The 26588-nt window shown below is 39.4% G+C and carries 21 protein-coding genes; 4 read left to right on the top strand and 17 right to left on the bottom strand.

The features are described 5' to 3' along the window. Both BMY21_RS13760 and BMY21_RS13755 read right to left on the bottom strand, forming a co-directional pair. On the bottom strand, positions 1-259 hold a 259-nt coding region (locus BMY21_RS13760), incomplete at its 3' end, for a hypothetical protein (RefSeq protein ID WP_439895609.1). A gap of 125 nt (positions 260-384) precedes the next feature. Beyond that, entirely contained in the window at positions 385-1602 is a 1218-nt protein-coding gene (locus BMY21_RS13755) for an aspartate-alanine antiporter-like transporter (RefSeq protein WP_074645136.1), read from the bottom strand. 88 nt (positions 1603-1690) lie between these two features. On the opposite strand from BMY21_RS13755, the gene BMY21_RS13750 reads away from it, so the two are divergent. Beyond that, positions 1691-2560 (top strand): lipase family protein, encoded by an 870-nt coding sequence (locus BMY21_RS13750; RefSeq protein WP_074645134.1) that lies wholly within the window; start codon positions 1691-1693, stop codon positions 2558-2560. Positions 2561-2664: 104 nt separating this feature from the next. On the opposite strand, the gene BMY21_RS13745 is transcribed toward BMY21_RS13750, so the two are convergent. Genes BMY21_RS13745 through BMY21_RS13705 form a run of 9 tightly spaced genes read right to left on the bottom strand, consistent with a single transcriptional unit; the run spans position 2665 to position 11549 of the window. After that, positions 2665-4302, bottom strand: coding sequence for an FAD-dependent oxidoreductase (locus BMY21_RS13745; protein ID WP_074645132.1), 1638 nt, complete (start codon positions 4300-4302; stop codon positions 2665-2667). Positions 4303-4316: 14 nt separating this feature from the next. Continuing rightward, positions 4317-5018, bottom strand: coding sequence for a 4Fe-4S dicluster domain-containing protein (locus BMY21_RS13740; RefSeq protein WP_074645130.1), 702 nt, complete (start codon positions 5016-5018; stop codon positions 4317-4319). Positions 5019-5034: 16 nt separating this feature from the next. Continuing rightward, positions 5035-5865 carry an FAD/NAD(P)-binding protein gene (locus BMY21_RS13735; protein ID WP_074645128.1) on the bottom strand — a complete coding sequence of 277 codons (831 nt, stop codon included), beginning with the start codon at positions 5863-5865 and terminating at the stop codon, positions 5035-5037. Then, positions 5865-6932 carry a 4Fe-4S dicluster domain-containing protein gene (locus tag BMY21_RS13730; RefSeq protein ID WP_074645126.1) on the bottom strand — a complete coding sequence of 356 codons (1068 nt, stop codon included), beginning with the start codon at positions 6930-6932 and terminating at the stop codon, positions 5865-5867. Before BMY21_RS13730 ends, BMY21_RS13735 begins: the two co-directional genes overlap by 1 nt. Beyond that, complete coding sequence (locus tag BMY21_RS13725; RefSeq protein ID WP_074645125.1) at positions 6932-7894, bottom strand: 4Fe-4S dicluster domain-containing protein; 963 nt, start codon at positions 7892-7894, stop codon at positions 6932-6934. Before BMY21_RS13725 ends, BMY21_RS13730 begins: the two co-directional genes overlap by 1 nt. Further along, complete coding sequence (locus BMY21_RS13720; RefSeq protein WP_074645123.1) at positions 7879-8319, bottom strand: hydrogenase iron-sulfur subunit; 441 nt, start codon at positions 8317-8319, stop codon at positions 7879-7881. Before BMY21_RS13720 ends, BMY21_RS13725 begins: the two co-directional genes overlap by 16 nt. A gap of 18 nt (positions 8320-8337) precedes the next feature. Next, positions 8338-10350, bottom strand: coding sequence for a CoB--CoM heterodisulfide reductase iron-sulfur subunit A family protein (locus tag BMY21_RS13715; protein WP_074645121.1), 2013 nt, complete (start codon positions 10348-10350; stop codon positions 8338-8340). Positions 10351-10365: 15 nt separating this feature from the next. Beyond that, the gene (locus BMY21_RS13710; RefSeq protein ID WP_074645120.1) at positions 10366-10755 is read right to left on the bottom strand and encodes a 4Fe-4S dicluster domain-containing protein; all 390 of its coding nucleotides are present in this window, start codon (positions 10753-10755) and stop codon (positions 10366-10368) included. After that, positions 10755-11549 (bottom strand): CoB--CoM heterodisulfide reductase iron-sulfur subunit B family protein, encoded by a 795-nt coding sequence (locus BMY21_RS13705; RefSeq protein WP_074645118.1) that lies wholly within the window; start codon positions 11547-11549, stop codon positions 10755-10757. The genes BMY21_RS13710 and BMY21_RS13705 overlap by 1 nt, the downstream gene beginning before the upstream one ends. A 277-nt stretch (positions 11550-11826) precedes the next feature. Here BMY21_RS13705 and BMY21_RS13700 point away from each other — a divergent pair, with 277 nt between their 5' ends. After that, positions 11827-13683 (top strand): glycoside hydrolase family 36 protein, encoded by a 1857-nt coding sequence (locus BMY21_RS13700; RefSeq protein WP_074645117.1) that lies wholly within the window; start codon positions 11827-11829, stop codon positions 13681-13683. Here the strand turns inward: BMY21_RS13700 and BMY21_RS13695 are convergent. The 6 genes from BMY21_RS13695 to BMY21_RS13670 all read right to left on the bottom strand — a co-directional run bounded on the left by BMY21_RS13695 (position 13680) and on the right by BMY21_RS13670 (position 23179). Continuing rightward, the gene (locus BMY21_RS13695) at positions 13680-14423 is read right to left on the bottom strand and encodes a response regulator (protein ID WP_074645115.1); all 744 of its coding nucleotides are present in this window, start codon (positions 14421-14423) and stop codon (positions 13680-13682) included. The two genes, BMY21_RS13700 and BMY21_RS13695, sit on opposite strands and share 4 nt — an antisense overlap. Then, positions 14420-17479 carry a hybrid sensor histidine kinase/response regulator gene (locus BMY21_RS13690; protein ID WP_074645114.1) on the bottom strand — a complete coding sequence of 1020 codons (3060 nt, stop codon included), beginning with the start codon at positions 17477-17479 and terminating at the stop codon, positions 14420-14422. The genes BMY21_RS13695 and BMY21_RS13690 overlap by 4 nt, the downstream gene beginning before the upstream one ends. Then, positions 17476-18846, bottom strand: a complete 1371-nt coding sequence (locus tag BMY21_RS13685; RefSeq protein WP_074645112.1) for a sensor domain-containing diguanylate cyclase — start codon at positions 18844-18846, stop codon at positions 17476-17478. Before BMY21_RS13685 ends, BMY21_RS13690 begins: the two co-directional genes overlap by 4 nt. Positions 18847-18972: 126 nt before the next feature. Beyond that, positions 18973-20361, bottom strand: a complete 1389-nt coding sequence (gene fumC, locus BMY21_RS13680) for a class II fumarate hydratase (RefSeq protein ID WP_074645110.1) — start codon at positions 20359-20361, stop codon at positions 18973-18975. A 105-nt stretch (positions 20362-20466) separates the two neighbouring features. After that, complete coding sequence (locus BMY21_RS13675; RefSeq protein ID WP_074645108.1) at positions 20467-21408, bottom strand: L-lactate dehydrogenase; 942 nt, start codon at positions 21406-21408, stop codon at positions 20467-20469. Between the two features lie 145 nt (positions 21409-21553). Continuing rightward, a complete protein-coding gene (locus tag BMY21_RS13670) occupies positions 21554-23179 on the bottom strand; it encodes a methyl-accepting chemotaxis protein (protein WP_074645107.1) in 1626 nt (541 codons plus the stop codon). Positions 23180-23385: 206 nt separating this feature from the next. On the opposite strand from BMY21_RS13670, the gene BMY21_RS13665 reads away from it, so the two are divergent. Beyond that, complete coding sequence (locus tag BMY21_RS13665; protein ID WP_074645105.1) at positions 23386-24837, top strand: monomeric [FeFe] hydrogenase; 1452 nt, start codon at positions 23386-23388, stop codon at positions 24835-24837. Next, positions 24838-26499 carry a B12-binding domain-containing radical SAM protein gene (locus BMY21_RS13660; RefSeq protein WP_074645103.1) on the top strand — a complete coding sequence of 554 codons (1662 nt, stop codon included), beginning with the start codon at positions 24838-24840 and terminating at the stop codon, positions 26497-26499. Positions 26500-26588: the final 89 nt, after the last annotated feature.

Genomic DNA, 26588 nt, shown 5'->3' with positions numbered 1-26588 from the left:
TACATGAAACTTCTTTTATTGAATTACCAGCAAGAACTTGTGCTACAAGTTCATAGCGTTCTGAAGCTCTCCATTTCTTTTTCTTTGTTTTGATTTTTAATGCCTCTGGTCCATTGGCATCTTCTATCTTTTTCCATCTTCGAATCATCTTATGGAAATCTTGCGGATCTTTGAAATGTTCTGGAGTTTCTTCCCAAAACCCTTGTTTGTACATTTCAACGCAGTGTCTTTTGTACTCATACGAGTAATGTTGATGCATAAAAATACCCCCTTTCTGTTTGTCCAGAAAAGGGGGTACATATCATAAGTTCGGGGTGACAGTTTATAACATTGCGTATTGCAATGACGTATGTCATTCCCGGGCTTGACCCGGGAATCTTTTTTTTAACGGAACAGGATGATTAAGAACTGTGAAACAAGTACAACTGCTACAAGAGCGATAGGGTAAGTAGAAGCGTAAGCACCTGCTACCTTTTCTGTTCCTGCTGTTGAAATTAATGTTCCAAGAGCTGGAGTAGAAGTCATACCACCACAGATTGAACCAAGGTTGTTCAAGAGGTTTAACTTAAGAACGAACTTAGCGAAGAAGAATCCAATAATCATTGGAAGAAGTGTCATGATAATTCCGTAGATGAAGTATACCCATTCAAAGTACTTAACGAATGAAGCACCACCTGCAACACCGGCACCAATCAAAAAGAGCATAAGACCAAGCTCGCGGAATACCTTAAGAGTTGCTTCCTGTGGCATAATGCTTACTTTTCCAATCTTCTGGAAGTGACCGAAAATCAAAGAAAGAATGAGACATCCACCAGTAGTTGTAAGAGAGAAGTTACCAAACTTGAAAGAACCAAAGAATACACCAAGAACAGCTACGAGAGAGAATGCACAGAAACCGAAAACATCAAGTTCAAGTTCTGAACCTGTGAGTTTTGAAGGAGCTTCTGGAGCAGACTCAGAAAGTTTAGCGCGTTCTGTATCCATATCTGCTTTTACAAACTTTGGAACAAGCTGTACAAAAAGAACTACACCAACTACACCAAAGAGGTAAGCAATTCCATGACCTACAGCAACGATTGCTTCAAGATCATCACTTGTTACTGTTGCCTTAGCAGCAGAGAAAGCTGGAGTAGAAGTAAGAGATCCAGAAAGAAGACCTACGAGCATAGCAGAAACTTCTTCGAGGTCGCGTCCGAATACTTTGTTATCAAATACAATACAACCGGCACATGAAAGACCGCCAATCAAAATGATGATTACACCAAGCAGAATGTAAGACTTGAAGTTCTTCTTCAAATCACCAAAGAAACTTGGACCGGCAATAAAACCAACTGAAGTTACAAACAGAATCAAACCAAGATTTTCTACAATCTTAAGAGCGTTTGAAACATAAGTAGCACCACCAACCTTAAGCTGAGCAGCTAACGGATTGTAAAGGAATGCACCAAAAAGAAGAGCTACGATGAATACTCCCGCAGTTCCCAAAGAAACACCTTTAATAGTGATTCTACCAAGCAGGTATCCTAATCCAGCGATTACGAATACACAGAATACTAAAAAACTGATTGTCTTAATTGATAAGATTCCACCAAAAAGAACCATTGTTATACCTCTATCTTCTATTATATTGATATGTAAAAGGTGTTGCAAGTTACGTGAAAATTTGAGATTTAGGTGTTATAATATTTATATGAGAGAATTCTGTACTATTATAATTATATTTGTATCACTTGCATTTATATCCTGTAAGACAACAAATCAACTGCAGGATACTGAAAAAATTGAAGAAGAAACTGTTGCAGAAATAGAGATTGCACCGCCTGTTATTGAAATTGAAATAAAAGAAGAAGAACCTGAAACACCAAAACTCACACCTGAAGAAGAAGAGGCAATTCGTTGGGCTGGAATTCTTAAAGAATCTGAAAGTATGACTACTGAACAAAGAAAGTTTTATCTTCTTAAAAAAACACGTGATTATGAAGTTGTAGGTGAAGATTTAGATTATAAAATAATGGTAAATGATGATACAAAAGAAGTAATTATTCAGTTTGAAGAAAGTGATAGTGATGAAGACTGGAGGAATAACTATCTGTTTTTACCATGGCCTTTAAAGCTTGATAATAAAATAGTCTGGACAACTTATGGTTATGCTAAAGTCTATAAGTCAGCAAATAATATTCCAATTGATGAATTCTTCAAACAGATTGAACTGCATCCTGATTATAAAGTTGTAATATGGGGCTGGAGTATTGGTAGTGCTATGGCAAAAATTACCGCCAGACACTTTGAGATAAGAACTAAAAAGCAGAAGAAAATTGATGAACTTACAACCTGGGGAGATGTAAAATGCTGGTATAATCCATTTTATAGTGTTAAGAAAAGCTGTATTGTAATTCATGAATATGTAAACATTAATGATCTTGTTACCTGGTGTATTCCTATATGTCGTCGAGATGTTAAGTGCCGTGTTGGTGATAAATTTAGTTTTAAGAAAGCACGGAATAGTGAACATTATCATTTAAATTATCATGAATGTGATTTTTCTAAATGGGAAGAATAAAAAACGTCATTGTAAGGTAAAAATACAATTCCTTACAATGACGTTTTATTAAATAAATCCTTGTTCGCTTAGTGAAATCAAAGCAACCAAGGAGTTAATTTTAATTAGAGTGTAGCTCCAGGGATTTCTTTGTCGAACTCTGGGTTACCGTGATGGTAAGTTGGGAGTATCTTTGGAGAAACTGCGCTGCCCTTAATCTTTGCAGCTGCACGTTCCTTTTCGAAATCCTTTACGTGCTGGAGGCTGAGTTTGTCAGAAAGCTTAATCTTCTTGAACATCTTTCCAGCTTCAATACCAGCTTCGCGTCCGAATACAACTACGTCGAGGAGTGAGTTACCCATCAGGCGGTTTGTACCGTGAACACCACCAGAAGCTTCACCAGCTACGAGAAGGTTAGCAACGTTAGTGTGGCAAGTCTTGTCAATTTCAACACCACCATTCTGATAGTGGAGTGTAGGGTAAACAAGAATTGGTTCCTTACGGATATCGATTCCGTACTTAATGAACATGTTGTACATAGCAGGAATTGACTTAAGGATTGTTCCTTCTCCGTGGATCATTTCGATCATTGGAGTATCAAGCCATACAGCATCCTGTACGTCATTATGAACACCACGGCCTTCACGAACTTCGCGGATAATACCAGAAGCGTTTACGTCGCGTGTTTCAAGTGGGTGAATGTAAACTTCACCGTCTTTATTGATAAGTTTTGCTCCAAGAGAGCGAACCTTTTCTGTTACAAGTTTACCAAGAATCTGAGTTGGGTAAGCAGCTCCAGTTGGGTGATACTGCAAAGAATCCTGATAGAGGAGTTTTGCACCAGCGCGGTATGCAATTACAAGACCGTCTGCTGTAGCACCGTAGTGGTTAGAAGTTGGGAAGCCCTGATAGTGCATACGTCCAGCTCCACCAGTTGCAATGATTACAACCTTAGCCTTAGCAATGCGGATTTCTCCAGTTTCAATGTTCATAAGAACTGCACCACAAGCTTCGCCCTTGTCATTTTTGATGATTTCGATAGCAGCTGTAAAGTCTACAACTGTAATCTTGTCTGCGCGGTTGAAAGTTTCATCGCGCAGCGTTCGCATGATTTCAGCACCAGAGTAGTCCTTACATGCATGCATACGCTTGCGGCTTGTTCCACCACCATGAGTTGTTACCATAGTTCCGTCTGGCATCTTGTCGAATTCAACACCAAGGTCGTTCAACCATTTGATTACAGATGGAGCCTTGTTTACGAGTGTATATACCAGTTCTGGTTTTCCGTCAAAGTGACCGCCACCAAAAGCGTCGAGGAAGTGCTGAGCAGGTGAGTCATTTGGCTTATCTGCAGCCTGGATTCCACCTTCTGCCATCATTGTGTTAGCATCACCAACACGGAGCTTTGTTACGAGAAGTACTTTTGCTCCAGCTTCAGAAGCCATGATTGCAGCTGATGTACCAGCTCCACCACCACCAATTACGAGTACGTCTGACTCATAGTCAATGTGGTTAAGATCAATCTTTTCTGGCTCAAGGCGTGGTTTTGCCTGAAGCATTTCTGCGAGCTCGATAGGAGCCTGCTGTCCCTTGTTAGGACCAATCTTAAGTTCTGTGAACTGTTTCTTAATGCGGTCTGGGTGGAACTTCAAGAGAAGATCGTCTTTCTGTTCTGCTGTAAGACGAGCATGTTCAAATTTAAGGTTTTCTTCGCGTTTTTCAGCTACGATTTTCGCAGCATCGTCAAGGTAATTTCCGTACATATTCGTCTCCTTCCTTATTTTTCAATTTCGCGTGTGTTATACAGATTCTTAATCTGATCAATATTACCTGTACACATCTTTACAAGCTTCTTGATTTCAGCTTCGCATTTACCTTCATCGATTTCCTTAACACGGTCAATGAGGTGCTGACATTCAGGCTGGATGTACTTACCGTTGATACGGCGAGCAAGCTCTGCAACCTGTGGGTGAGAGATTCCAGCTGGACAGCGTGAAGAACAGCAGCCACACATTACACAGTCGAATGAGAGGTCTGCACACTTTGCAAAGTCACCGCGCTGTGCGTAAGCGATATACTGCATTGTCTGCAGGTTCTGAGGACAGGCACGTGTACAAGCATTACAACCTACACAAGAGTAAATCTCTGGGTAAAGCTGCATCATAATCTGCTGCTCAGTTTTAATCTTATTAATATCGTAAATCTGCTTTACGAGTGGGAAGAATGGAAGAGTAGCGATATACATATCGTTTTCAACCTTCTTAGAACATGCCAGACAAGTCTGAAGCTGATTCTGTCCCTTAATACGATAGATTGTAGCACAAGCACCGCAGAAACCGTTACGGCATCCGCAACCGCGCTTGAGCTGATATCCAGCATATTCCATTGCGTTCATAATGGTAAGTTCAGCTGGAACATCATATTTTTTACCAAAAATATAAATTGTTGCCATTTCTTTTTCAGTTTTCTTTTCAGCCATTTTTTGCTCCTATAAATTAATACTCTGGTGGTAATTCACCGAGCTGGTCAAAGCTGAATACTGGACCGTCTTTACATACGAACTTGTCACCAATATTACAGCGTCCACATTTACCGATACCGCACTTCATGCGCATTTCCATAGTTGTGAAAATCTGTTCGTCCTTGAAACCAAGGTCCTTAAGGATTTTCAACGACATGTGGATAAGGATTGGAGGTCCACACATGATTACTGTCATGCCGGCATCCGGTTTAAGCTCTGTGATGAATGGTGGTACGAATCCAACGTGACCATCCCAGCCTTCTTCTGCACGGTCGATTGTGATATCGATAGAGCAGTTTGGCTGTTTCATCCATACATTCTGCATTTCATCAAGGCGAACAAGGTCTGCCTTTGAGCGTGCACCGTAAATTACCTGAATCTTACCGTAGTTTTCGCGGTGATCCATCATATAATTTACTACAGAGTGTACAGGAGCAATACCAATACCTCCGGCAATTACGAGAATATCTTTTCCTTTAAGAGCGCCTTCTACAGGGAATCCGTTTCCAACTGGTCCGCGGAGACAAATCTGCTGACCAACTTCTGCGTTGTGAAGCCATTCAGTTACACAACCGCATTTTTTGATTGAGAATTCCATGTGAGATTCGAGAGTAGGTGAAGATGTAATAGAAATCATTGATTCACCAACACCAGGAACGATGAGCATTGCGCACTGTCCCGGGATATGGTTGAACAATTTCTTTCCATCAAGTCCTACTACGCTGAAAGTTTTAACGTCAGGAGTTTCCTGCTTGATGTCAATAATTTTTCCGATGTAAGGGATAAATGATTCGTTCTGTTCCATTATTTATCTCCTCCAATATCATCTGTTTCCTGAACAGCTTTGATAACTTTTACGATGTTCATATTTACAGGGCAGCTTTCAAGACAGCGACCACAGCCTACGCAGCTGAACAAGCCTTCGTGTGCCATTGGATAGTACATAAGCTTGTGCATAAAGCGCTGGCGGCTTCTTTCCTTCTGTGTGTGACGAGGGTTTTCTGCAGCCATTTGAGTAAAGTCGTTGTACATACAAGAGTCCCAGCAGCGGATCTGGCGGATTCCCTTTTCTGTTCCTGTGTCAAAGTCGCGAACGTCAAAACACATACAGGTAGGGCAAACATAAGTACAGGTTCCGCATCCAAGACAAGCTTCAGAAACTTTATCCCAAATCTTTGAGTTGAAGATCTTGAGCATGTCTTTGCCCTGGAATTTTGAAAGATCAAGATGAGCAAAAGGAAGTTTTTCTGTCTTGTCTTTAATATCTTTTTTAGCAGCGGCAACAGCAGCAGCATCTGCATCAGCAAGTGCTGACTTAGCAACTTCTACAAACTTATTACCTTTATCTGTGTTTGCTTCAAAGAAATATTTTCCGTCAGCAAGCCAGCAGCTTACATCGCCTTTAGAACCGTTCTTGTCTGTATCAAGACTTGCGTCAATTCCGTAAGTTGAACAGAAACAAGTTTTAGCAGGTTCGTTACATGCGAGTGTAATTACTGTTCCATGATCGCGGCGGTTCTTGTAGTAAGAATCAACCGGGTTCATATTAAGGTAAACATTGTCGATTACTGTAAATCCAACTGCATCACAAGGACGTACACCGAAAACTACAAAGTCTTCGAGTTCCTTGCGTGGGTCTTCCATTGTGATTTCTTTTCCCTTCATTGTGTAGCTAACCATGTGTTCAGTCTTAGGGAAGAAGAAGTCTTTAGCAGAGCGGACTGTCTTCAAGTTAGAAGAAAGCTTTACGCCTTTTTCCCACTTTTTGAAGTCTGCTTTGCCAGTATTGTTGTCTACCGGCAGGTACAGAGGCTGCTTTGTGCCGATGAGCTCAAACAATGAATCAATTTTATCAGCTGTAATAGATAACATTATTCAGCCTCCTTATCGTGAGAGCGGTCCCAAACGATAGTTGTTTCAGGGTCGCCTTCGGCATTAAATGTAAGCATAGCCGGTTTAGATTCCATATCTGCTCCAGCCTGATAGTCGCCGTAAATCTCGTTGATATCTTTAATGAACTTGCGGTTCAAGAGATACAATGGGATGTTCTGTGGACAAACGCGTGAACATTCACCACAGTCTGTACAGCGGCCGGCAACGTGCCATGCGCGGATAATATGGAAGAGGCTTTCTTCAAAATTAGTCTGTGCAACTTTCTGAGAAGTGTACAGTTTGTTGTTGTCGAATACACATTTTTCGCAGGTACATGCAGGACAGATGTCGCGGCATGCGTTACAGCGGAGACAGCGGGAAAACTCATTCTTCCAGAATGCATCGCGTTCGTCTGCAGTCATTGCTTCAATCTTTGCAACTTCTGCCATGCGTGTAGATTCAACAGGAGTAACGTCTGCTTCAACTCCGATAAGCTCGTCGCATGAAACAGGCTTTTTATTCTTACAGGTTTCGCAAACGTCACCACCGTCGAGAGTGTCCTGACATGGAACTCCGATAGCATAAACGTCGTCGCGTGTAATGCGGTTTTCTTTCAAAAGCTGTGTGAATGAGTAAGTATCATTCGGCTTAAGGAAAACAAGAACACGTTCCTGTGGAATTGGGGCATCCTGAGCGTTTGGATCACGCTGTTTTGCCATTGTATTATTCATTCTTGTTGTGCTTTTAGCGATTTCAATTTTTCTTGTAATTCCTACAAGATATTTTGAAAGGTTAGCAGCACAGTATTTGTTGAATACAAAGTCTTTATCGAGTTCTTCTGCACTTGAGAAAACTGCAGGAGTGATATCATCTTCAAAAAGACCTTTTTTCCAGCCAACTACTTTCTGAACTTTGCCTTCTGCAAGAAGTTCTTTTGCACGTGCGATTAATTTGTCTTGCATCTTACATCCTCCAGCTTTTTACATTCGCCAAGCTCAGTAATCTGCTTTACGAAATCATTCATAATTCCGGCAAAGCGTACACCTTCGGCAGCAGAACACCATTCAACGCGTGTACGACCTTTCTCAATTCCAAGGTAATCGAGCATAGAGAAAAGAAGAGTCATACGGCGGCGTGCAAAGTAGTTTCCGGTAGAGTAGTGACAGTCACCAGGGTGACATCCACACAAAATAACTCCGTCTGCTCCGCGCTGGAATGCACGCAAAATAAAGAGCGGATTCAAGCGGCAGGAACATGGGATACGAATAATCTTTACATTTCCAGGATACTCGAGACGGTTGTTACCAGCCAGGTCGGCACCTGCATAAGAACACCAGTTACAGCAGAATGCTACAATCTTTGGCGTCCAGTTTTTATTTTCACTCATAGTTCATTTCTTCAGTTATTAGAGAACTGAATCAACCTCCGCCAAGATTTGTTTGTTGCTGAATCCCTTAAGATCCATAGCGCCAGAAGGACATGCAACTGTACAAGCACCACAACCGTGACACATTGCGCTGTTTACCTGAGATACGTGGCGTGTAATTGTAGTTCTGTTTGGACCACGGAAATCCTTATCAACATAAGAAATAGCTCCGTAAGGACAAACGTTAACACACTGTCCACAACCGTTACATGCATTTTCATCAGGCTGAGCTGTACAAGGGTCGTTCTTGAGCTTGTCTTTTACGAGCAGGCAGATTGCCTTTGCAGCAGCACCAGAAGACTGAGCAACAGTTTCAGGAATATCTTTTGGTCCCTGACAGCATCCTGCAAGGAAGATACCTGCAGTCGGGCTTTCAACAGGACGGAGTTTTGCGTGAGCTTCGAGGAAGAAGTCGTTGTTGTCCATAGAAGTTGTAAGCATAGTTGCAAGTGGGCGGGCAGATTTGTCTGCTTCGATAGATGCTGCAAGTACAACCATATCAGCTTTGATATGAACCTGCTTGTTCAAAATCAAATCGCTTCCCTGAACATCAAGAGTTCCATCACTCTGTGGAGTAACTTTTCCTACCTGACCTTTGATGTAGTGTACACCATACTGTTCAACGGCACGGCGGTAGAATTCATCAAAGAGTTTACCTGGAGTACGAACGTCAATATAGAATACATAACAGTTTGTATCAGGATAGTGGTCGCGTGTAAGGATTGCGTGCTTTGCAGTGTACATACAACAGATCTTTGAGCAGTACTCGTGACCCTTTGTAGAATCAGCTGAACAGCGCGAACCAACACACTGAACGAATACGATAGTTTTTGGCTCTTTTCCGTCTGAAGGGCGAAGAAGGTGACCGTTTGTAGGACCAGAAGCGTTACAGAGACGTTCAAACTCAAGAGAAGATACAACGTCCGGGCTCTGGTTGTAAGCGTATTCATCAAATTTTTCAAGAGAAATAGGATTGTAACCTGTTGCTACAATGATTGCACCATACTTCTCTGTAATGATTTCTTCTTTCTGGTCAAACTTGATAGCACCAGCGGCACAAGCTTTTTCACAGAATCCACAAACATTGTCTTTGCCGTTTGCAAGACCCTTCATGTGGAGACAGTAATTTGCGTCGATGTTTGCAACCTTTGGAACAGCCTGAGCAAAAGGAATATCGATTGCTTTGCGGTTATTCAAACCAAGGTTAAAGCTGTTTGGAACCTTTTTGTTTGGACACTTTTCGATACAAGCACCACAACCTGTACACTTTGTTTCATCAACATAGCGTGGGTGACGTTTAATATCGATTTCGAAGTTTCCGATATATCCGCTTACTCTGCAAACTTCAGAAGCTGAAAGAATGCGGATGTTTGGATTCTGGCTTACTTCTGTCATTTTTGGTGTTACGATACAAGAAGCACAGTCCAAAGTAGGGAAGGTCTTATCGAGTTTAGCCATCTTACCGCCGACAGTGTAGTCTTTTTCTACGATATCTACAGGGAAACCTGCATCTGCGATGTCGAGGGCAGCTGTAATTCCGGCAATACCACCACCAATTACCAAAGCACGCTTTGTCATTGGAGTTTCACCTGCGATAAGAGGTGTGTCAAGGATTGTCTTTGCAATTGCAGCTTTACCAAGAGCAATAGCCTTTTCAGTAGCCTGCTCCATATCTTTCATTACCCATGATGTCTGTTCACGGATATTTGCTACTTCAACTTTGAATGGGTTAAGACCAGCACGTTCTGCGCATGAACGGAATGTCTTTTCGTGCATACGTGGAGAACATGAACAAAGAACAACACCAGTAAGCTTGTCATTCTTGATATGGTCTTCAATCATTTGCTGACCGGCAGATGAACACATGTAAGTGTAGTGTGTTGAGTAAACAACTCCATCTACTTTTCCAAGTTCTTCTGCTACTTTTTCTACGTCAACTGTTCCGGCAATGTTAGTACCACAGTGACATACAAATACACCAATTCTTTCCATTTTCTATGTCACTCCTTATTTCTTGTACTTTCTGAAAGCACTAACGATAGCCTGCTGAGGCATATCATCATCCAGATGCTCTGGAACCTGAACAGGATCAAGACGGTGAGGACCGCGCTGACCTTCAACATACTGACGTACACCGTCAATCAGTTTAGCTGGTTCTACCTGGCGTGGACAACGCTCGAGGCAGGCAAAACATGAAAGACATGCATAGATTGATTTAGAATTCAAAAGAGGCTCGAGGTCTCCGTTTTCTACCATCTGTACAAACTGATGTGGATGATATTCCATAGCATCGTAGTTAGGGCAGGTAGCAGAACACTTTCCGCAGACCATACATTTCTTAGGATTTACGCCGCTTTTCAAAAGGATGATTTCTTTTGCAAGTTCGTTGTTTTCCATTACTTTTCCTCCTTCAAGCCAAGTGCTTCTGCAAGGAGCTCTGTGAAGTAAATTACATCGAGCTTTGAATCACCTTTGTTCTTGATAAGGTTATAGCGGCAGAGTGGACAAGATGTAACAAGGAAGTCAGCACCCATATCTTCTGCATTAGAAAGGATTTTCTTAGTTCTGTTCTTAGGAATTGATTCATCTTCGAACATTGTGTAAGCACCACAGCACTCGTTTCTCTGTCCATAGATAACTGGAGTACCACCGATGGCTTTAATAAAGTCCTCGATAATCTGTGGGTTTTCAGGATCGTCTAACTGAAGAACTTTTCCCGGGCGAAGAAGAAGACATCCGTAATAAGCACCGATTTTTTTACCGGTGAAAGGCTTTTTAACAGCAGCCTTTACTTTGTCCCAGCCTACAACATCACGCAGAATTTCGAGATAGTGAACTACTTTAGCTTCACCATGATACTCAATTTCATCCTGCTTGAGGTAATTATTCACCTTGAATGCTACATTCTCGTCTGTTGCAACATCGTTATTAACCTGCTTAAGAACGTTGTAACATGCAGAACAGAGAGTAACCAAGTCATGTCCTGAATCACGTGCATTTGCCAAAGCACGAACAGATGAAAGTTTAGAAGCGATTTCATCTTTTGCCATAGGGTATTCACCACCACAGCACTGCCATTCAGGAATTTCTTCAAGTGTGAATCCTAATGCTTCCGCAGATTTACGCGCATAAATATCAAGGTCAAGAGCCTTGTTTTTCAGCGTACAACCTGGAAAATAAGAATATGTCATACTTGCTCCCAATTAATAAATATACATATATGGAAATCAAAGAAAAAATTTTACCGATTCTTTCCCTAATTATCCTAATAATATACCTTGAATTTGAATTTTTGTGAAGATTAAAAATCGCCGCTTTTTAATAAATATTGTTATCCAGAACTTGTTTCGGGATCTTTAATATAGATTCTGAAAAAGTTCAGAATGACGTCATAAAAATTAGTTAAACGTTCAATCAATTTCAGACTTTCGTTCTATTTTTTTAATCATTAAGATTTATAATATAAACATGGAATTTTATGCAGAATGGCGCCTTAGAGGCGACTCTTATAATAATGGATATGGAAACGGACATACACTTTCTCAGAGTGAGTCTGTTCGTGAATGTAAAAAAACAGTTGAATCAGAAAATGAAACCTGTTTCGAAGGAAAGAATGGAATTAAAGTAAAATCAATTCATAACAAAAATGAAAAAGTTTATGAATGCTTTACAGAAATTAAAAATAACGGCACTTCAGATGCTTATATAGAATTGCTTTCAAGTTTTGCATTAAAAGGACTTAAAGCAGACAGAATACATCGGGCAACAGCTTTCTGGAGTGCAGAAGGTAAACTGCTTTCTCAGGATTTAACAGACATGAATATGGAACGTTCCTGGGCTAATCATGGTTTTAGAATTGAAAAGTTCGGGCAGATTGGTTCAATGCCGGTGCGTAAGTGGTTCCCGTTCCTGGTTCTGGAAAACTCGGTAGAAAAGAAATTCACTGGTATTCAGCTTTATTGTGCATCCAGCTGGCAGATTGAGATATTCAGAAATACAGATGATATAAACGTGCAGGGCGGACTTGCAGACCGTGACTTTGGAAACTGGACAAAAAAGTTAACACCTGGAGAAAAGTTCAAAACTCCTAAGGCGGTAATAGCAGAAGGCTCGTCACTTGAAGAAGTCTGTGATCTGCTTGTAAAGGCTCAAAAGCCTCGGATTGCTGAGGTTGATAAAGACTTGCCTGTAATTTTCAACGAATACTGCACTACATGGGGAAATCCTTCAATAGAAAATCTTACTAAGACTGCAGAAAAACTTGATGGAAGTGGAGTCAAATATCTTGTAATTGACTGCGGATGGTATAAGCCAGATGGAGTTGAAAACTGGTTTGATGCAGCTGGTGACTGGATTCCAAGCAAAAAGCTTTTTCCAGAAGGAATTAAGTCTGCTGCAGATATGATTCGTTCGCATGGTCTGATTCCTGGAATCTGGTTTGAGTTTGAAAATGTTGGAACTGTAGCCGGTGCTTTTAATGAAACTGACCACGTACTCAAACGCGATAATTACCTGGTAACAGTAGGGGCACGACGCTTCTGGGATATGAGGCAGAAATGGGTATGGAATTATCTGGACGAAAAAGTTTTAGGACTTCTTAAAGAATGCCAGATGGGATATCTGAAGGTTGATTATAATGAAAATATCGGCCAGGGTGTTGATGGCGAGGAAAGCCTTGGCGAAAACCTTCGTGAATGTGTTTGTCAAAGTCAGGAATATTTCCGTCATATAGCAAAAGAAATGCCGGAACTTGTTATTGAAAACTGTGCAAGTGGAGGACACCGTCTTGAACCTTCAATGATGGAACTTGTGAGTCAGGCAAGTTTTTCTGATGCCCATGAAGCAAAAGACATTCCTTTAGTTGCAGCAAATCTTCACAGACTTATTCGTCCTGAACAGAGTCAGATCTGGGCTGTACTTCGTGCAGATGCAGACATTCACCGCATAAACTTTGTACTTACCTCAGGCTTTTTAGGCAGACTTTGTCTTTCTGGTGAGATTTTTGATTTAGCTGATGATAAATGGAATCAGGCCCTTAAAGCTATAGATTTCTATGGTAAAGTAAGTCATATCATCAAAAATGGATATACAAGTTTAATTCAGACAAATGTTAAAGATTATCTGAATCCGGAAGGCTGGCAGATTGTTCTCCGTGAATATGGAAATGAGGCATTACTGATTGTTCATACATTTGAAAATGCAGATGTTCAGGCAGATGTTTCAAAAGTTTTATCAGAGTTACTTTCAAACTGGAAATTGAAAGAGACGTTTGGTTCAGAACTTGACGGAGACTTCAGAGGAAAAGTTTTCTGGCTGAGCCGTTAAACTTTTATGATACGATTTTTAAAGAAGTCGACAACGGCTTCTTTAATTTCGTCTGGAGCCTTGCTCTTGAGAATATAACCATCTGGTTTTAACTGCATTGCGTTTATTACACTCTGTCTGTCATTGTTTGCTGTAAGGAAAATAACAGGCAGGTTAGCAAGTCTTTTATCACTTCTGATTGCTTCCAGAACCTTTGGTCCATCCATAGTCGGCATTTTATAATCCAGCAGAACAAGATCAACAGGATGCATATCAAGGAATTCAAGTGCCATTTCACCTGAGCTGACAAGTGATAAATGAAAATCATCACCAAGCCAGACTTTTATACTTCTGAGAATAATAGGCTCGTCATCTACAACAAGAATATGTTTCTTGCTGACATTATTTCTTTCCATCAGTTCCAGAAGATTTTCAATATCAATAGTGTAGGATTCTAATTTAATAGAAGGAATCTTGTTGAAAAAATTATTATCTTCCAGAGAAATGGTTGTCATTTTACCGACAAAACATAAATGATAATCATATTTTTTCTGGTAAACAACAATCTTTCTAATGATATTAAATTCAATGTTATCTGAAAGAAGAATAAGAAGCTGAATTGAATAGTTTGGAAGTCTGTCTACATCTTCGTTAGTTGGAGCAAAAACATTTATTTTAAGGTCTGTAGCATTGAACTGATTTATAAGATTCTTTACAACAAGACGAGAAGAATCACCAACTATAAAAAGCTCATCCATCATTTATTATTGCTCCATTCAGAAAGTAAATTTCTTAGTTCTTTAAAATCAACATTTTCAACACTGGTTTTAATTTTATCAAATTTTTGTGAAAAATCAAAGGGGAGTTGAACAGAAGATAATTCAGAAATAAGAGAATCCAGACCATCAATATCAAAATCATTGGCATAGTCTAGAAGAAACTTGATTTTCTCTGATAATTCTTCCTGTGAAATTTCTTTTGCTGGTGTCTGATTTTTTTCTTCTTTTACAAGAGGGGCAAGTTTTTCTTTATAACTCAAAAACAGATCAAAAAGCGGCTTATGTTTTTCCTGTATTTCAGATACTGTATTATTATTTGCACACTTTTCCAAATGTTCTGCAAGTTTGGAAAGCTCTTTTGCACCAATAAGACGGGAAGTACTTTTTAGTGCATGAACTTTAATTTCATAATTTTTCCAGTCTTCAGCTTCAAAGTATTGCTGTAATTCCTGTGCCTTCTGATCCATTGAAGTATAGTATTGCTTTATTGTAGATAATAGAACTTCTTCAGATCCTGTGAATCTGATGGCCTCAGAAATATCAAAACCTTCTATATTTGAAAGTGTTCGAATTACTTCGGAAGTTTCTGTTGTATTTTCAGTATTGACTGAAGTTTCATTTTCTTCTTCTGGGGCTGCTTCAATATAATCTTCAGGAAGATAACGGCGAATCATTTCTTCGAGTTTTGCCGGATTTACAGGTTTAGAAAGATAATCATCAAAACCTTCTTCAAGATACATTTTTTTGACACCACTAATAGCATTTGCAGTTAAAGCAATACAAGGTTTTCCGGCACAAAGATTGTCTGACATTTCTTTCATTGCATGAAGGGTTTCTATACCATCCATTTCGGGCATTCTATGATCAATAAAAAGAATATCGTATTTTGTAGTTTTGATTGCTTCGAGTGCCTGTTTACCACTAAGAGCTGTATCAACTGTAATTCCAGTGTTTTTGAGAAGGCCCTTAACGACATCAAGATTCATTTCTGTATCATCAACAAATAAAAGTTTTGCTTTTGGGGCATGAAGCTTTTCTTTATAATCTGCCATCTCCATAACGCTTTCTTCATAAGCTTCATTGATATCACCAACGGCTGTCCAGTCAGCAACTTTCTGTTTAATTTCAAAAGAGAAATCTGAGCCTTTGCCGTAAATTGTCTTTACTTTAAGCATACTTCCCATCATATCAAGAAGTCTGTTTACAATGCTTATTCCAAGACCTGTTCCTTCAATGGTTCTGTGTTTTATTTCATCAATTCGCTCGAAAGGTTTATAGAGTTTATCTATGTCTTCTGTTTTTATACCGCAGCCGGTGTCTTTTACATTTACTTTAAGAAGAATGTTGTCATCATCTTGTTTTTTGAAATCAATTTCAAAAGTTACGGAACCTTCTTTTGTATATTTAATTGCGTTAGTAAGAAGATTTATAATACACTGCTTTATACGGATGCTGTCTCCATATAAGGTTTTAGGAAGTGAAGAGTTTACATTCAGATTAAATTTAAGGCCTTTAGCTTTTGCACGGTCTCGTGTCATATTTAAAAGGTCTATAATCATTGAAGAAACTTCATAGTTATCTGGAATAAGTTCCATTTTGCCGGCTTCGATTTTAGAGAAGTCGAGAATGTCATTTACAATGGAAAGAAGGTTTACCCCGGCTATTTTGATATTCGATGAATAACCGATAATTGCTTTATCTTTAGATTCTCGAAGAATCATTTCATTCATGCCGAGTACTGCATTTATTGGGGTTCTAATTTCGTGGCTCATATTTGCAAGGAATGCACTTTTTGCCTGTGAGGCAGCAGCGTTTATCTGACTTTCGGTAAGAGCAGCTTCCTTTGCAGCACGTTCTTTTTTTGTCTGCTCACTGATGTACTCAATGTATTCTTTCATCTGAGTAGTCATCATACGGATATTATTTGTGAGAGTTCCAATTTCATTATCCGAAGTATATGGAATATCTACGTATAATTCTCCACGTGCAAGACGGTTTGTTGTTTTGAATAAGATATTAAATGGAATGATAATTTTACGCTTTAAGAAAAAGAAGAGCAGGGAAGTAATTAAACAGACAAACAAAAATATTATGATGAGGGAATTTATCTGACCGTTAATCAGCTGCATAGCCTCATCCTGAGTAATTGCCGTTATGTAAGTCATTCCATTATCAAGTTGTTTTAAGATTCCAAAATGCTTTTTTCCTTCCCAGGTGAATCTGGTGAGTTTTTTGCTATCTGCCTTTCGGAATTGTTCCATCATGGTTGCAATGTCTACAGAGCGTTCAACGGAATTAGACATTTCTTCTTTTTTATATAAATGAATATGATTCTGTTCTTTTCCAAAAAGAAGTCCTGTAGAGTTATCAATTTTAAGGGAATGTACAATATTTTCAATGATTGCAAGACTTAAATCAATTCCTAAAACTCCGAGAAGTTTACCGTTTTTATATACAGGAACACTGTAAGAAATAATTTTCTGGCGGAGATTTTCATTATCATAGGGAGAAGTCCATACCGGGCTTTTGTTCCAGATAGGAAGATAATACCAGCCGACATGATCTGTATCTGTTGGTGAATATTTTGAAAGATCTGTCAGACGAACACTTACATAAGTTTTCTGATATCCACCGATGAGGAATATACCTCGAGTAGGTCCATAGGTTTCCGCTTCAAGACGGAAAAAGGTACAGACAACTCCTTTTTCATTTACAACGTCTGAAGCCATTTTTGTAGATAAATCTCTCAAAAAATCATTTTCATAGTTTTTTTCATCCTGGAATTTCTTTTCATCAAGATTCATGAGAATATATTTCTTCCAGCCAGCTACAATATCTTCTGCAGTATTAAAAAAATAATTCAGTTCGAGGGATTTCTTTTCTGATTCAAGATAAATTGCATTTGTATAATTTTTAAGTAAAAGTGTGTGCGATTGAGCAATAAGGATTAAGGCAGTTACTAAAAAGGTAAGAGCTATACTGGAGAGTATCAGTATTACAGTCTGATTTTTAAGAAGGTTCGAAGATTTTTCTCTCATTGCCTTCCAACGCCATTTCCACCAGCTTCTTTAATTGCATAGCAGTTTTGCACGGCACGGTAATAATTTATTTTGATAGAAACTGAAAGATCAACTTTTACAAGACCAACAGAAACTGTTATATCAAGTTTTTCCTTTGCTTTTTCACAGAGAGCTTTCATTTGATTTTCAGCTTCATCAATTTCCATTTCCATGAATAAAACAAATTCATCTCCTGACCAGCGGAATAGAATTCCTCTGTCATCAAGAAGTTCCTTAGCGATTTCTACAATTCCAAGAACAATTTTGTCGCCATCGCGCTCGTCGTTTATTACCTTAAAATGATCAATATCAAAAACTGAGAGAGATTTATAACGGGTAGTATTAAATACTCCGAGTTCTCCATAAGCCTCTTTCAGATAATTACGATTTGGAAGTTTTGTTAATTCATCTACAGGACTTGTCGATTTTATAACAAATTCATGCTGTTTATACTTTTTATTAGTATCAAATAATGATAAGAAAAGACAAACAAAAAGGAGAATATAAATTACAAGAATTATAGAAGCACCTGCAAACTGTGCTTCAATTTCATTTTTACCCTGAACAACAAGATACCATTTTAAGTTAGGCATAAAACGGGTCATGCGGTAACCGTGGCCAGCTTTATCTGTATGGGTAAATTCTTTTTCGGAAGCATGATCAGAAATTGCTTCTGAAAGGTATGCATTCTTTATATTATTAAAATCTGTATCAATCTGCACAAGACCTTGTGTATCGATAAGATTGATTTTTACTTTGTATTCTTTTTCAACAGCTAAAAGCATTTTCTGCCAGTCTTCCATTGAAAGAGCAATTCCACAGATACCTAAGGTTGTGCCATTGGAATCAACAATACGTGCGTTTATAAAAATACTCCAGCGCCAATCAAATAACTGATCGCGGTCTGTTTCAAGCTGAATAGGAAGATTTGTATCAAGGAACATCTGATACCAGTTATCATAAGGATCTTCCTGAGGGTTTACGATTTTAGCAATTCCAGTAGGAGTGTAGTAGCGTTTTGTTTTTTCTGAAACAACAAATGAAGCATCATAACCAAACTGATTTTTTACTGCACCAAGGAAAGAAGACATCATTTCTTCCATAATGTTTTCAGGTATGTTTTCTTCCTGCTCAAGGGTGCGTACAAGGAATTCATCTGAACTTAAACCAGTTGAAATACCGATTGGTCGTTCAATATTTCCGGCAATGAGTCCGTAAATATGAGAAGCAACAAGCTGATTATTGGATATTTCATGTTTCTTATTATGTAAAAAAGATGGAGTTATAAAGGTGAGAAGAACAAGTGAAATACAAAGAAGAATTATTACTGGTAGTTTCTGTTTCAATAAATTATCCTTAAAATAAATAATAATTACTGAAGGTCGGCAAGCACAGCTTGTCTCTGAATCATTCTTTCGAAGAACCTAAACCGGCCCGCTGTCGCAGCCCGGTTTAGGTTCTTCGATTACTGGCTATTTCTGTGGGAAGGCCATTGCTTCCGGCTTGAATACTTTATCAAATTCTGCAGCTGTGAGGAATCCAAGTCCTACGCAGGCATCCTTCAATGAAATGTTTTCATCAAATGCTTTGTGAGCTGTTTTAGCAGCGTTTTCATAACCGATATATGGGTTCAATGCTGTTACGAGCATTAAAGAGTTGTAAAGGTTATGATGCATCTTAGCCTTGTCTGCCTTAATTCCAACTGCACAATTCTTGTTGAAAGAAAGCATAGCTTCTGCAAGAAGACGTGCACTCTGAATAAAGTTGTAAGCGATAACAGGCATGAATACGTTCAATTCAAAGTTACCCTGAGATGCTGCGAAGCCGATAGCAGCATCGTTACCCATTACCTGAACTGCAACCATTGTTACAGCTTCACACTGTGTTGGGTTTACTTTTCCCGGCATGATTGATGAACCCGGCTCGTTTTCAGGAATACGGATTTCTCCAAGACCATCACGAGGACCAGATGCGAGCCAGCGAACGTCGTTAGCAATCTTCATCATATCTGCAGCAAGAGCCTTGATTGCTCCGTGTGCATATACTAATTCGTCTTTAGAAGTAAGAGCGTGGAACTTGTTAGGTGCTGTAACAAACTTCTTTCCAGTGAGTTCAGATACACATTCAGCAACCTTTTTGTCAAAGCCCTTAGGTGCGTTCAAACCAGTTCCTACAGCTGTACCACCGAGAGCGAGTTGCTTAAGGAATGGAAGTGAAGACTGGAGCATCTTTTTATCCTGCTCAAGAGAAGTTCTCCAGCCGGAAATTTCCTGACCGAAAGAAATAGGTACAGCATCCTGAAGGTGTGTACGACCACTCTTTACAATCTTCATATTTTCTTTTTCAAGTTTCTTGAAAGTTTCTACCAGAGTGTCGATAGCTGGGAAGAGCTTGTCTTCGATAGCACATACTGCAGAAATGTGGAGTGCAGTAGGGAAGGTATCGTTTGAAGACTGACTCATGTTGATATCATCGTTTGGATGACAGAGTTTTTTACCTGCAATTTCGTTAGCGCGGTTAGCGATAACTTCGTTTGCATTCATGTTGCTCTGTGTACCAGAACCTGTCTGCCATACAACGAGTGGGAAGTGATCGTTGAGTTTGCCGGCGATTACTTCATCACAAGCCTTTTTAATTGCAGAAAGCTTTTCCTTTGTCATTTTCTCAGGCTTGAGGGCATTGTTTGCCATTGCAGCTGCCTTTTTGAGGTAACCGAAAGCCTTTGTTATTTCACGTGGCATTGTTTCAATGCCAACACCAATTTCGAAGTTTTCGTGACTGCGTTCAGTCTGAGCGCCCCAGTATTTATCTGCTGGAACTTTTACTTCACCCATTGAGTCATGTTCAATTTTGTATTCCATAGTTTTCATCCTTAAAAAAAATTGTCATTGCGAGGAACTTTGTGACGAAGCAATCTATATTAAATGGATTGCTTCGCTACGCTCGCAATGACGATTAATATTATATTAGAAGTTTACCTGTTTAATAACGTCTTTGAGACATTCTGCACTGTGGCGGAGAGATTCAATTTCTGAATCTGTAAGAGGAGCTTCGAGGCGTCCCTTAATTCCGTTTGCACCGATGATTGTTGGGATAGAAAGACATACATCCTTAATTCCGTATTCGCCATCGAGCATAGAAGAAATTGTAAGAACTGAATCAGTTTCGTAGTTCAAAGCTTCACAGAGAGTAGCTGTTGTAACACCGATAGCATAGTTTGTACATTTCTTAGCAGCAATGATGATTCCACCTGACTTGCGGATATAGTCTTCTACGTCGTTCTTATCGAAGTCTGGAAGTTTTGGTCCGTGGTATGATTTAGCAAATGAATCTACCGGGATAGAACCGATATTTGCAAGAGACCAAGGTACGAAAGAAGAATCTCCGTGCTCACCGAATACGTATCCGTGTACGTTTTCCTGAGCTACTTTGTATGTTTCTGCAATACGAGCGCGGAAACGAGCAGTATCAAGCATAGTACCTGTACCGAAAATGCGGTTAGCAGGAATACCGGCAGTTTTTACAAACTGATATGTAAGAATATCAACAGGGTTTGCAACAATAACATAAAGGGCGTTAGGAGCAGCCTTAGTAATCTGAGGAATTACAGACTTTGTGATATCAACGTTAGTCTGTGTAAGGTCAAGACGTGACTGTCCAGGTTTGCGGCCAACACCAGAAGTGAATACTACGATGTCGGAATCCTTTGCATCTTCATAATCACCATCGTGAACGTAAACTGGGCCAATGAAAGGAGTACCCTGGCGGATATCCATTGCTTCTCCCATAGCTTTTTCTTTAATAATGTCGATGATGACGATTTCTGAAGCAATCTGCTTCAAAGTAAGAGCATAGGCAACAGTTGATCCAACCTGTCCTGCACCGATGATTGTAATTTTTCTTGACATATTTCTGTCTCCTATCAAAATAAATATATCTATTTAAATACTATAATGAATATATTAAGCCTAATATATCTTTTTAATTATAATCTATTAAACGTTTTTTGTTAATAGAAAAACGAGAGGAAAAGAATCAAGTTATATCAATAAACTAACACAATGCTCCGGAAATCTTTTCGGCAACTGCAGCATTAGCAGAAGCATTTGCATCAATTTCATCAATAGCATTACGAATGTTGTTCAAAAGATTTTCAAGACTGCTTACCTTTTGCTGAAGCTGTTCTGTACCGCTGGAAATATTCTGAAGGGCAGTGTTCTGCTGAATGATTTCTGTGGCAACTCCTTCTGCAAGACGGGTATTTGTGTTCGCATCATCAACAATACGTGTAAGTGCATTCATTACATCGCGGGTTCCGGTATCGATTTCCGAAACTCCGGAAAGAATTTCTTCCATAACGCGGATTGTTTTGCGGAGTGTGTCTGTAGTTGTCTTTGTATATTCAGAGAATGAAATTACAGATTCTGATGTAGCATTTACGATTGTACCGTTTTCTTCGAGTGTATCTGTAATCTTCTGGGCATTTTTAGAAGTTTCTTCTGAAAGTTTACGGATTTCCTGGGCGATAACTGAGAAACCCTTTCCAAGAGTTCCGGCATGAGCTGCTTCGATTGAGGCGTTCATGGCAAGAAGACCTGTCTGAGAAGCAATCTTATTTACGGCTTCTACGAAGGTTGAAACTTTGTCTGAAGATTCCTTTACCTTCATCATATCGTTTACAAGATCCTGAAGAAGCTTCATCTGAGAGTCGAGGTTCTGTACAAGGGAATTCATTCCGGCTCTCTGATCATTTGCAATACTGCTGATATTTGTAAGACTGGCAGACATTTCTGTAAGAGCTGCAGAGGTTGTTGAAATAGCATCGCTCTGGCTCTGAACGCTCTTTTTCATCTGTTCTGCTTTGTCATTGATCTGATAGCTTGAGTCTTTAATTGTAATTGCTTCTGAACTTAAGGTTGTAGTTTCAGTATTGATGTAATTATACAATTCACGGATTTCTGAAACACTGGATGAAGCTTTATTTGTAGATTCTGAAAGCTGTTTACCGATATTAAGTCCTTCTGCAGTTTCAATAATTACATTTGAGATTTTTGAAAGGGCAAGAGAGGATTTATTTTCGTTCTCTTCTGCACGGGTAACTACGCGTCTTGTAAAACTGTCGAAAAGCAGAAGACAGATATTTGAAACTAAAATTGCAAGTGTACAGATAAGAATATTCATTACTGCTATATTCTTATTTGCAATATAAATTGGTCGGTATACAGTGGCATTAGTTACAAACCAGAGAATGAGTCCGAATGTGAAGAAACTATGCATCTGACGGCGTCTTAAAGAAATTACATAATTACAGACACCCATTACTGCAATGAAACAACTGTCTCTGTAAGGTAAGTAATTTGTGATTGAAAAAGGCGCTCCATAACATTCTATGGCGGCTATTACCATTATCGCGGAGGTGGTAATCCAGGAGCCTAAATGAATATGGCCTTTCTTTATAAAGTATAGTGAAGAAATGAAGAATGCTAAAAGAAGTAATCCACCTGTTCCTACTATAAAGTATTTGAAGATGAAGAGTACAAGTCCAAAAAGTCCGAACATTATCATAAATACGATATTTGCACCGACCAGCATTGAAAGCTGTTCACGTTCGCGCATTGGACATTTATCGAGAATGTCCTGAGACGGGAAAAATTTCTGATTAAAAGAATTAAAACTCATACAGTATCATTCTAGTTTATAAATGATGTTAGTGCAAATAAAAAATGATAATTATTTTGTATGGAGGGCTGGGGATAGGGACGGGGCGTTGCGGGGTGTCCCCGCTGGAAGGGGTAGCGGAAAACGCCGGAGGCGGTTGGAGCGAGGGGAAGTCTTTCCCCTTCATATGGCTTTTCCCTCTTCAGATAAATCTATATAATAGAAGAATGAACATAAATAATAACGCGAATAATGTAAAAAAAGAACTTCTTGTTAGAATTGCAAAACTTCAACTTGATGGTGAACTTGATTCCCGAAAAATAAATAAAATCCCGACTGAAATGAGGCCTGCCGGTACGGCTCCTATTGGATGCTGTATTTATCATGACCGCGAGCTTTTAAGAATGCGTCTGCTTGCGAGAATGGGTATTTCGGTTGAGAACTATAATGATTTGAATGATCTTGATGATTATGCGCGGGAAGCTTTGTCGCGTGAAAAACCAACCTGGCCTATGATTACTGTTTTACACGAGGCCTGTAACGGTTGTGTTAAGCAGAACTTTATGGTTACTAATGCGTGTCAGGGATGTTTTGCCCGTCCTTGTATGGTAAACTGTCCTAAAAAGGCGATTCATATTGTTCATCATGCACATATTGATGCAGATAAATGTATTCACTGCGGACTTTGTGAACAGAACTGTCCTTATCATGCGATTATTAAAATTACTGTTCCGTGTGAAGCTGCGTGTCCTGTAGGAGCTATTTCTAAAGGCGAAGACGGTCATGAAGTTATTGATTTTCACAAGTGTATTTACTGCGGTAAATGTATGAGGGAATGTCCATTCGGCGCTATGATGGATAAGAGCCAGCTTGTGGATGTTATCAAGCACATTATGAATGGAAGACGTGTGAGTGTGATGTATGCACCTTCGATTGCGTCTCAGTTTAAGTGTAGTGCGGGGCAGCTTGAGCGTGGCTTTGAACAGCTTGGTTTTACAACTGTATATGAGGTTGCAGCTGGTGCTGATATTACTGCGGACAGAGAAGCGGCTGAGTTTACTGAGCGTATGAAGCGCGGTGATAAGCTTATGACAACTTCTTGCTGTTCGGCTTATGTGAGGGCGGTGCATATTCATGTTCCGGACCTTGACCCTTGTGTAAGTGAGACAAGAAGTCCTATGCATTATGCGGCTGAAATTGCTAAAAAGGATGATTCTTCGTGTGTGACTGTTTTTGTTGGTCCTTGTCTTGCAAAACGTCGCGAGGGCTTTGATGATGACCTTGTTGATTATGTTATTACGGCCGAAGAGCTCGGAGCTTTCTTTGAAGCTAAAGGAATTGCTGTAAGTAAACTTGAACCTGTTGTAAAGACTGAGGTTCCGAGTGCGAGCGGCCGTAATTTTGCAAGAACTGGTGGTGTTGCTGAAGCTGTAAAGTGTCGTCTTACTGATCCTTCTATTTTGAAGCTTGATGTTATTAACGGTCTTGATAAGGAAGGTATGAAAAAGCTTAAGTATTATGGTGAGATAAATGCCGGACGCGTTGAGGCTAAGGAAGAAGACGGTAACCTTGTTGAGGTTATGAGCTGCGAAGGCGGCTGTGTGGCCGGTCCTTGTGTTATTCAGAAAGTGAATCTTGCTAATGTGCAGCTTGATAAATATGTAAAGGAAGGAAAATAATTGGCGGTTTCAGTAATCTGCACAACTTTACTGATTGAAAAATCTCCGCAGGCTCTGCCGCTCGGGGCGGCTTGTATTGCGACGGCGATTAAGAACTGGCCGGGGCTTAAGGATAATGTAAAGGTGCAGCTTAAGGCATTCAGTATTGAAGATGATGATTTTAAGAAGCTGGATGATACTGATAAAAGGGCTGCATTTATAGCAGAGAAAATCTGGGAAATTGCTAAGGGCCGTGAAAGTTCAGAGGGCCTGATTGTCTGTTTTTCGTGTTTTGTATGGAATGTAGAAATTCTTAGACGGGCTGCGGCTCTTTTGAAGGCAAAAGGCGCTGTTACAATTGCCGGCGGACCTGAAATTACAGCTCATCCTTCTTTCTATAAAGATTTTGATTACACTGTAAGCGGTGAAGGTGAAATTACTGTTCCTTTACTGGTTATGCAAATACTGAATAAGTCTAATAAATCAGACAAAGTAATAATTTCTCAATCTCCTGATCTGGCTCTTGTTCATTCACCTTATCTTGACGGGATTATTGATCCTGTGGAATATGAAGGTGCTTTGTGGGAACTTGCAAGAGGCTGTCCTTATAAGTGTTCTTATTGTTATGAATCTAAGGGAGCAAAAACTGTAAGGCTTTTCCCAATGGAACGCATAAAGGCTGAGCTTGAACTGTTTTCGAAGAAAAAGGTTCCGCAGGTTTTTGTTCTGGATCCAACTTATAATATAAATAAAAAGAGAGCTCTGGAGCTGCTTCGACTGATCAGGGAAAAAACTCCTGATACTTTTTACTATTTTGAAGCCAGAGCTGAATTGATTGACAGGGAACTTGCCCGGGAATTTACTAAGATTCCATGTGCATTACAGATTGGTTTACAGAGTGCAAATGATGAAGTTTTGAAACTTGTAAACCGTCCATGCGACAGAAAGAAGTTTTTAAAGGGTATTTCGATTCTGAATGAAGAGGGTGTTACTTTCGGTCTTGATCTGATTTTCGGATTACCGGGTGAGACTTTCGGCTCTTTCCGGGACGGGCTTGATTTTGCTCTTTCTTTGTATCCGAATAATCTTGAAGTATTCTGTCTTTCTGTTTTGCCTGGAACTGATTTATATGACAGGGCAGAGGGACTCGGTCTTGTTTGGGAAAAAGATCCACCTTATCATGTAATTAAGAATGGTAAGTTCAGCGTTGAAGATATGAAGAAAGCTGAAAAACTGGCTAAGGTCTGCAGTGTCTTTTACAATGATGGACGTGCTGTTCCATGGTTTAATTCTGTGTGCCGTGTTTTGAAAATTAAAGGCAGTAAACTATTGGAATTCTTCTATGATAAAAAGCTGGCCGGTAATTCTGATTTAGAGAATTGTTGTGAACATTTTAAAATAGAGAAGGTTCAGCTGGATTTCTTAAAAGGGCTTTTTGCAGAGCGAAAGCTGGACAGATATTACAGGGCTGCTGAAGATATTGTAAAATTTTACGGAGCAATTTCACGAACTACTGATACAGGAAAATCAGAAACTATTACATTAAATTACAATGCAGAATATGTTGCTTCAGATTATGCGAGTGATATCAAATGGTTTGCTGAGAATCTTAAAACTCAGCCATGCAGAATCCAGACTTTCAAGAACAGGGGTGAGGTAGATTTTAGATTTGTAAAAAAATAAAACTTTTTTTGAAAAAATCCCTTTTTTGATATTGACCAAAATCCATCAAAAGTATATATTACTAAACATCAAGCGACAACAAGTCACTT

The organism is Treponema bryantii (assembly GCF_900111035.1).
GTDB lineage: Bacteria > Spirochaetota > Spirochaetia > Treponematales > Treponemataceae > Treponema_D > Treponema_D bryantii_C.
Note: the sequence above shows the minus strand (reverse complement) of the source record. Positions and strands in the feature narration are given on the sequence as shown.

Excerpts from the sequence above, each read along its gene's own strand:
- BMY21_RS13755 (WP_074645136.1), bottom strand. The coding sequence starts at position 1,602 with ATGGTTCTTTTTGGTGGAATCTTATCAATTAAGACAATCAGTTTTTTA.
- BMY21_RS13750 (WP_074645134.1), top strand. The coding sequence starts at position 1,691 with ATGAGAGAATTCTGTACTATTATAATTATATTTGTATCACTTGCATTT.
- BMY21_RS13745 (WP_074645132.1), bottom strand. The coding sequence starts at position 4,302 with ATGTACGGAAATTACCTTGACGATGCTGCGAAAATCGTAGCTGAAAAA.
- BMY21_RS13740 (WP_074645130.1), bottom strand. The coding sequence starts at position 5,018 with ATGGCTGAAAAGAAAACTGAAAAAGAAATGGCAACAATTTATATTTTT.
- BMY21_RS13735 (WP_074645128.1), bottom strand. The coding sequence starts at position 5,865 with ATGGAACAGAACGAATCATTTATCCCTTACATCGGAAAAATTATTGAC.
- BMY21_RS13730 (WP_074645126.1), bottom strand. The coding sequence starts at position 6,932 with ATGTTATCTATTACAGCTGATAAAATTGATTCATTGTTTGAGCTCATC.
- BMY21_RS13725 (WP_074645125.1), bottom strand. The coding sequence starts at position 7,894 with ATGCAAGACAAATTAATCGCACGTGCAAAAGAACTTCTTGCAGAAGGC.
- BMY21_RS13720 (WP_074645123.1), bottom strand. The coding sequence starts at position 8,319 with ATGAGTGAAAATAAAAACTGGACGCCAAAGATTGTAGCATTCTGCTGT.
- BMY21_RS13715 (WP_074645121.1), bottom strand. The coding sequence starts at position 10,350 with ATGGAAAGAATTGGTGTATTTGTATGTCACTGTGGTACTAACATTGCC.
- BMY21_RS13710 (WP_074645120.1), bottom strand. The coding sequence starts at position 10,755 with ATGGAAAACAACGAACTTGCAAAAGAAATCATCCTTTTGAAAAGCGGC.
- BMY21_RS13705 (WP_074645118.1), bottom strand. The coding sequence starts at position 11,549 with ATGACATATTCTTATTTTCCAGGTTGTACGCTGAAAAACAAGGCTCTT.
- BMY21_RS13700 (WP_074645117.1), top strand. The coding sequence starts at position 11,827 with ATGGAATTTTATGCAGAATGGCGCCTTAGAGGCGACTCTTATAATAAT.
- BMY21_RS13695 (WP_074645115.1), bottom strand. The coding sequence starts at position 14,423 with ATGATGGATGAGCTTTTTATAGTTGGTGATTCTTCTCGTCTTGTTGTA.
- BMY21_RS13690 (WP_074645114.1), bottom strand. The coding sequence starts at position 17,479 with ATGAGAGAAAAATCTTCGAACCTTCTTAAAAATCAGACTGTAATACTG.
- fumC (WP_074645110.1), bottom strand. The coding sequence starts at position 20,361 with ATGGAATACAAAATTGAACATGACTCAATGGGTGAAGTAAAAGTTCCA.
- BMY21_RS13675 (WP_074645108.1), bottom strand. The coding sequence starts at position 21,408 with ATGTCAAGAAAAATTACAATCATCGGTGCAGGACAGGTTGGATCAACT.
- BMY21_RS13670 (WP_074645107.1), bottom strand. The coding sequence starts at position 23,179 with ATGAGTTTTAATTCTTTTAATCAGAAATTTTTCCCGTCTCAGGACATT.
- BMY21_RS13665 (WP_074645105.1), top strand. The coding sequence starts at position 23,386 with ATGAACATAAATAATAACGCGAATAATGTAAAAAAAGAACTTCTTGTT.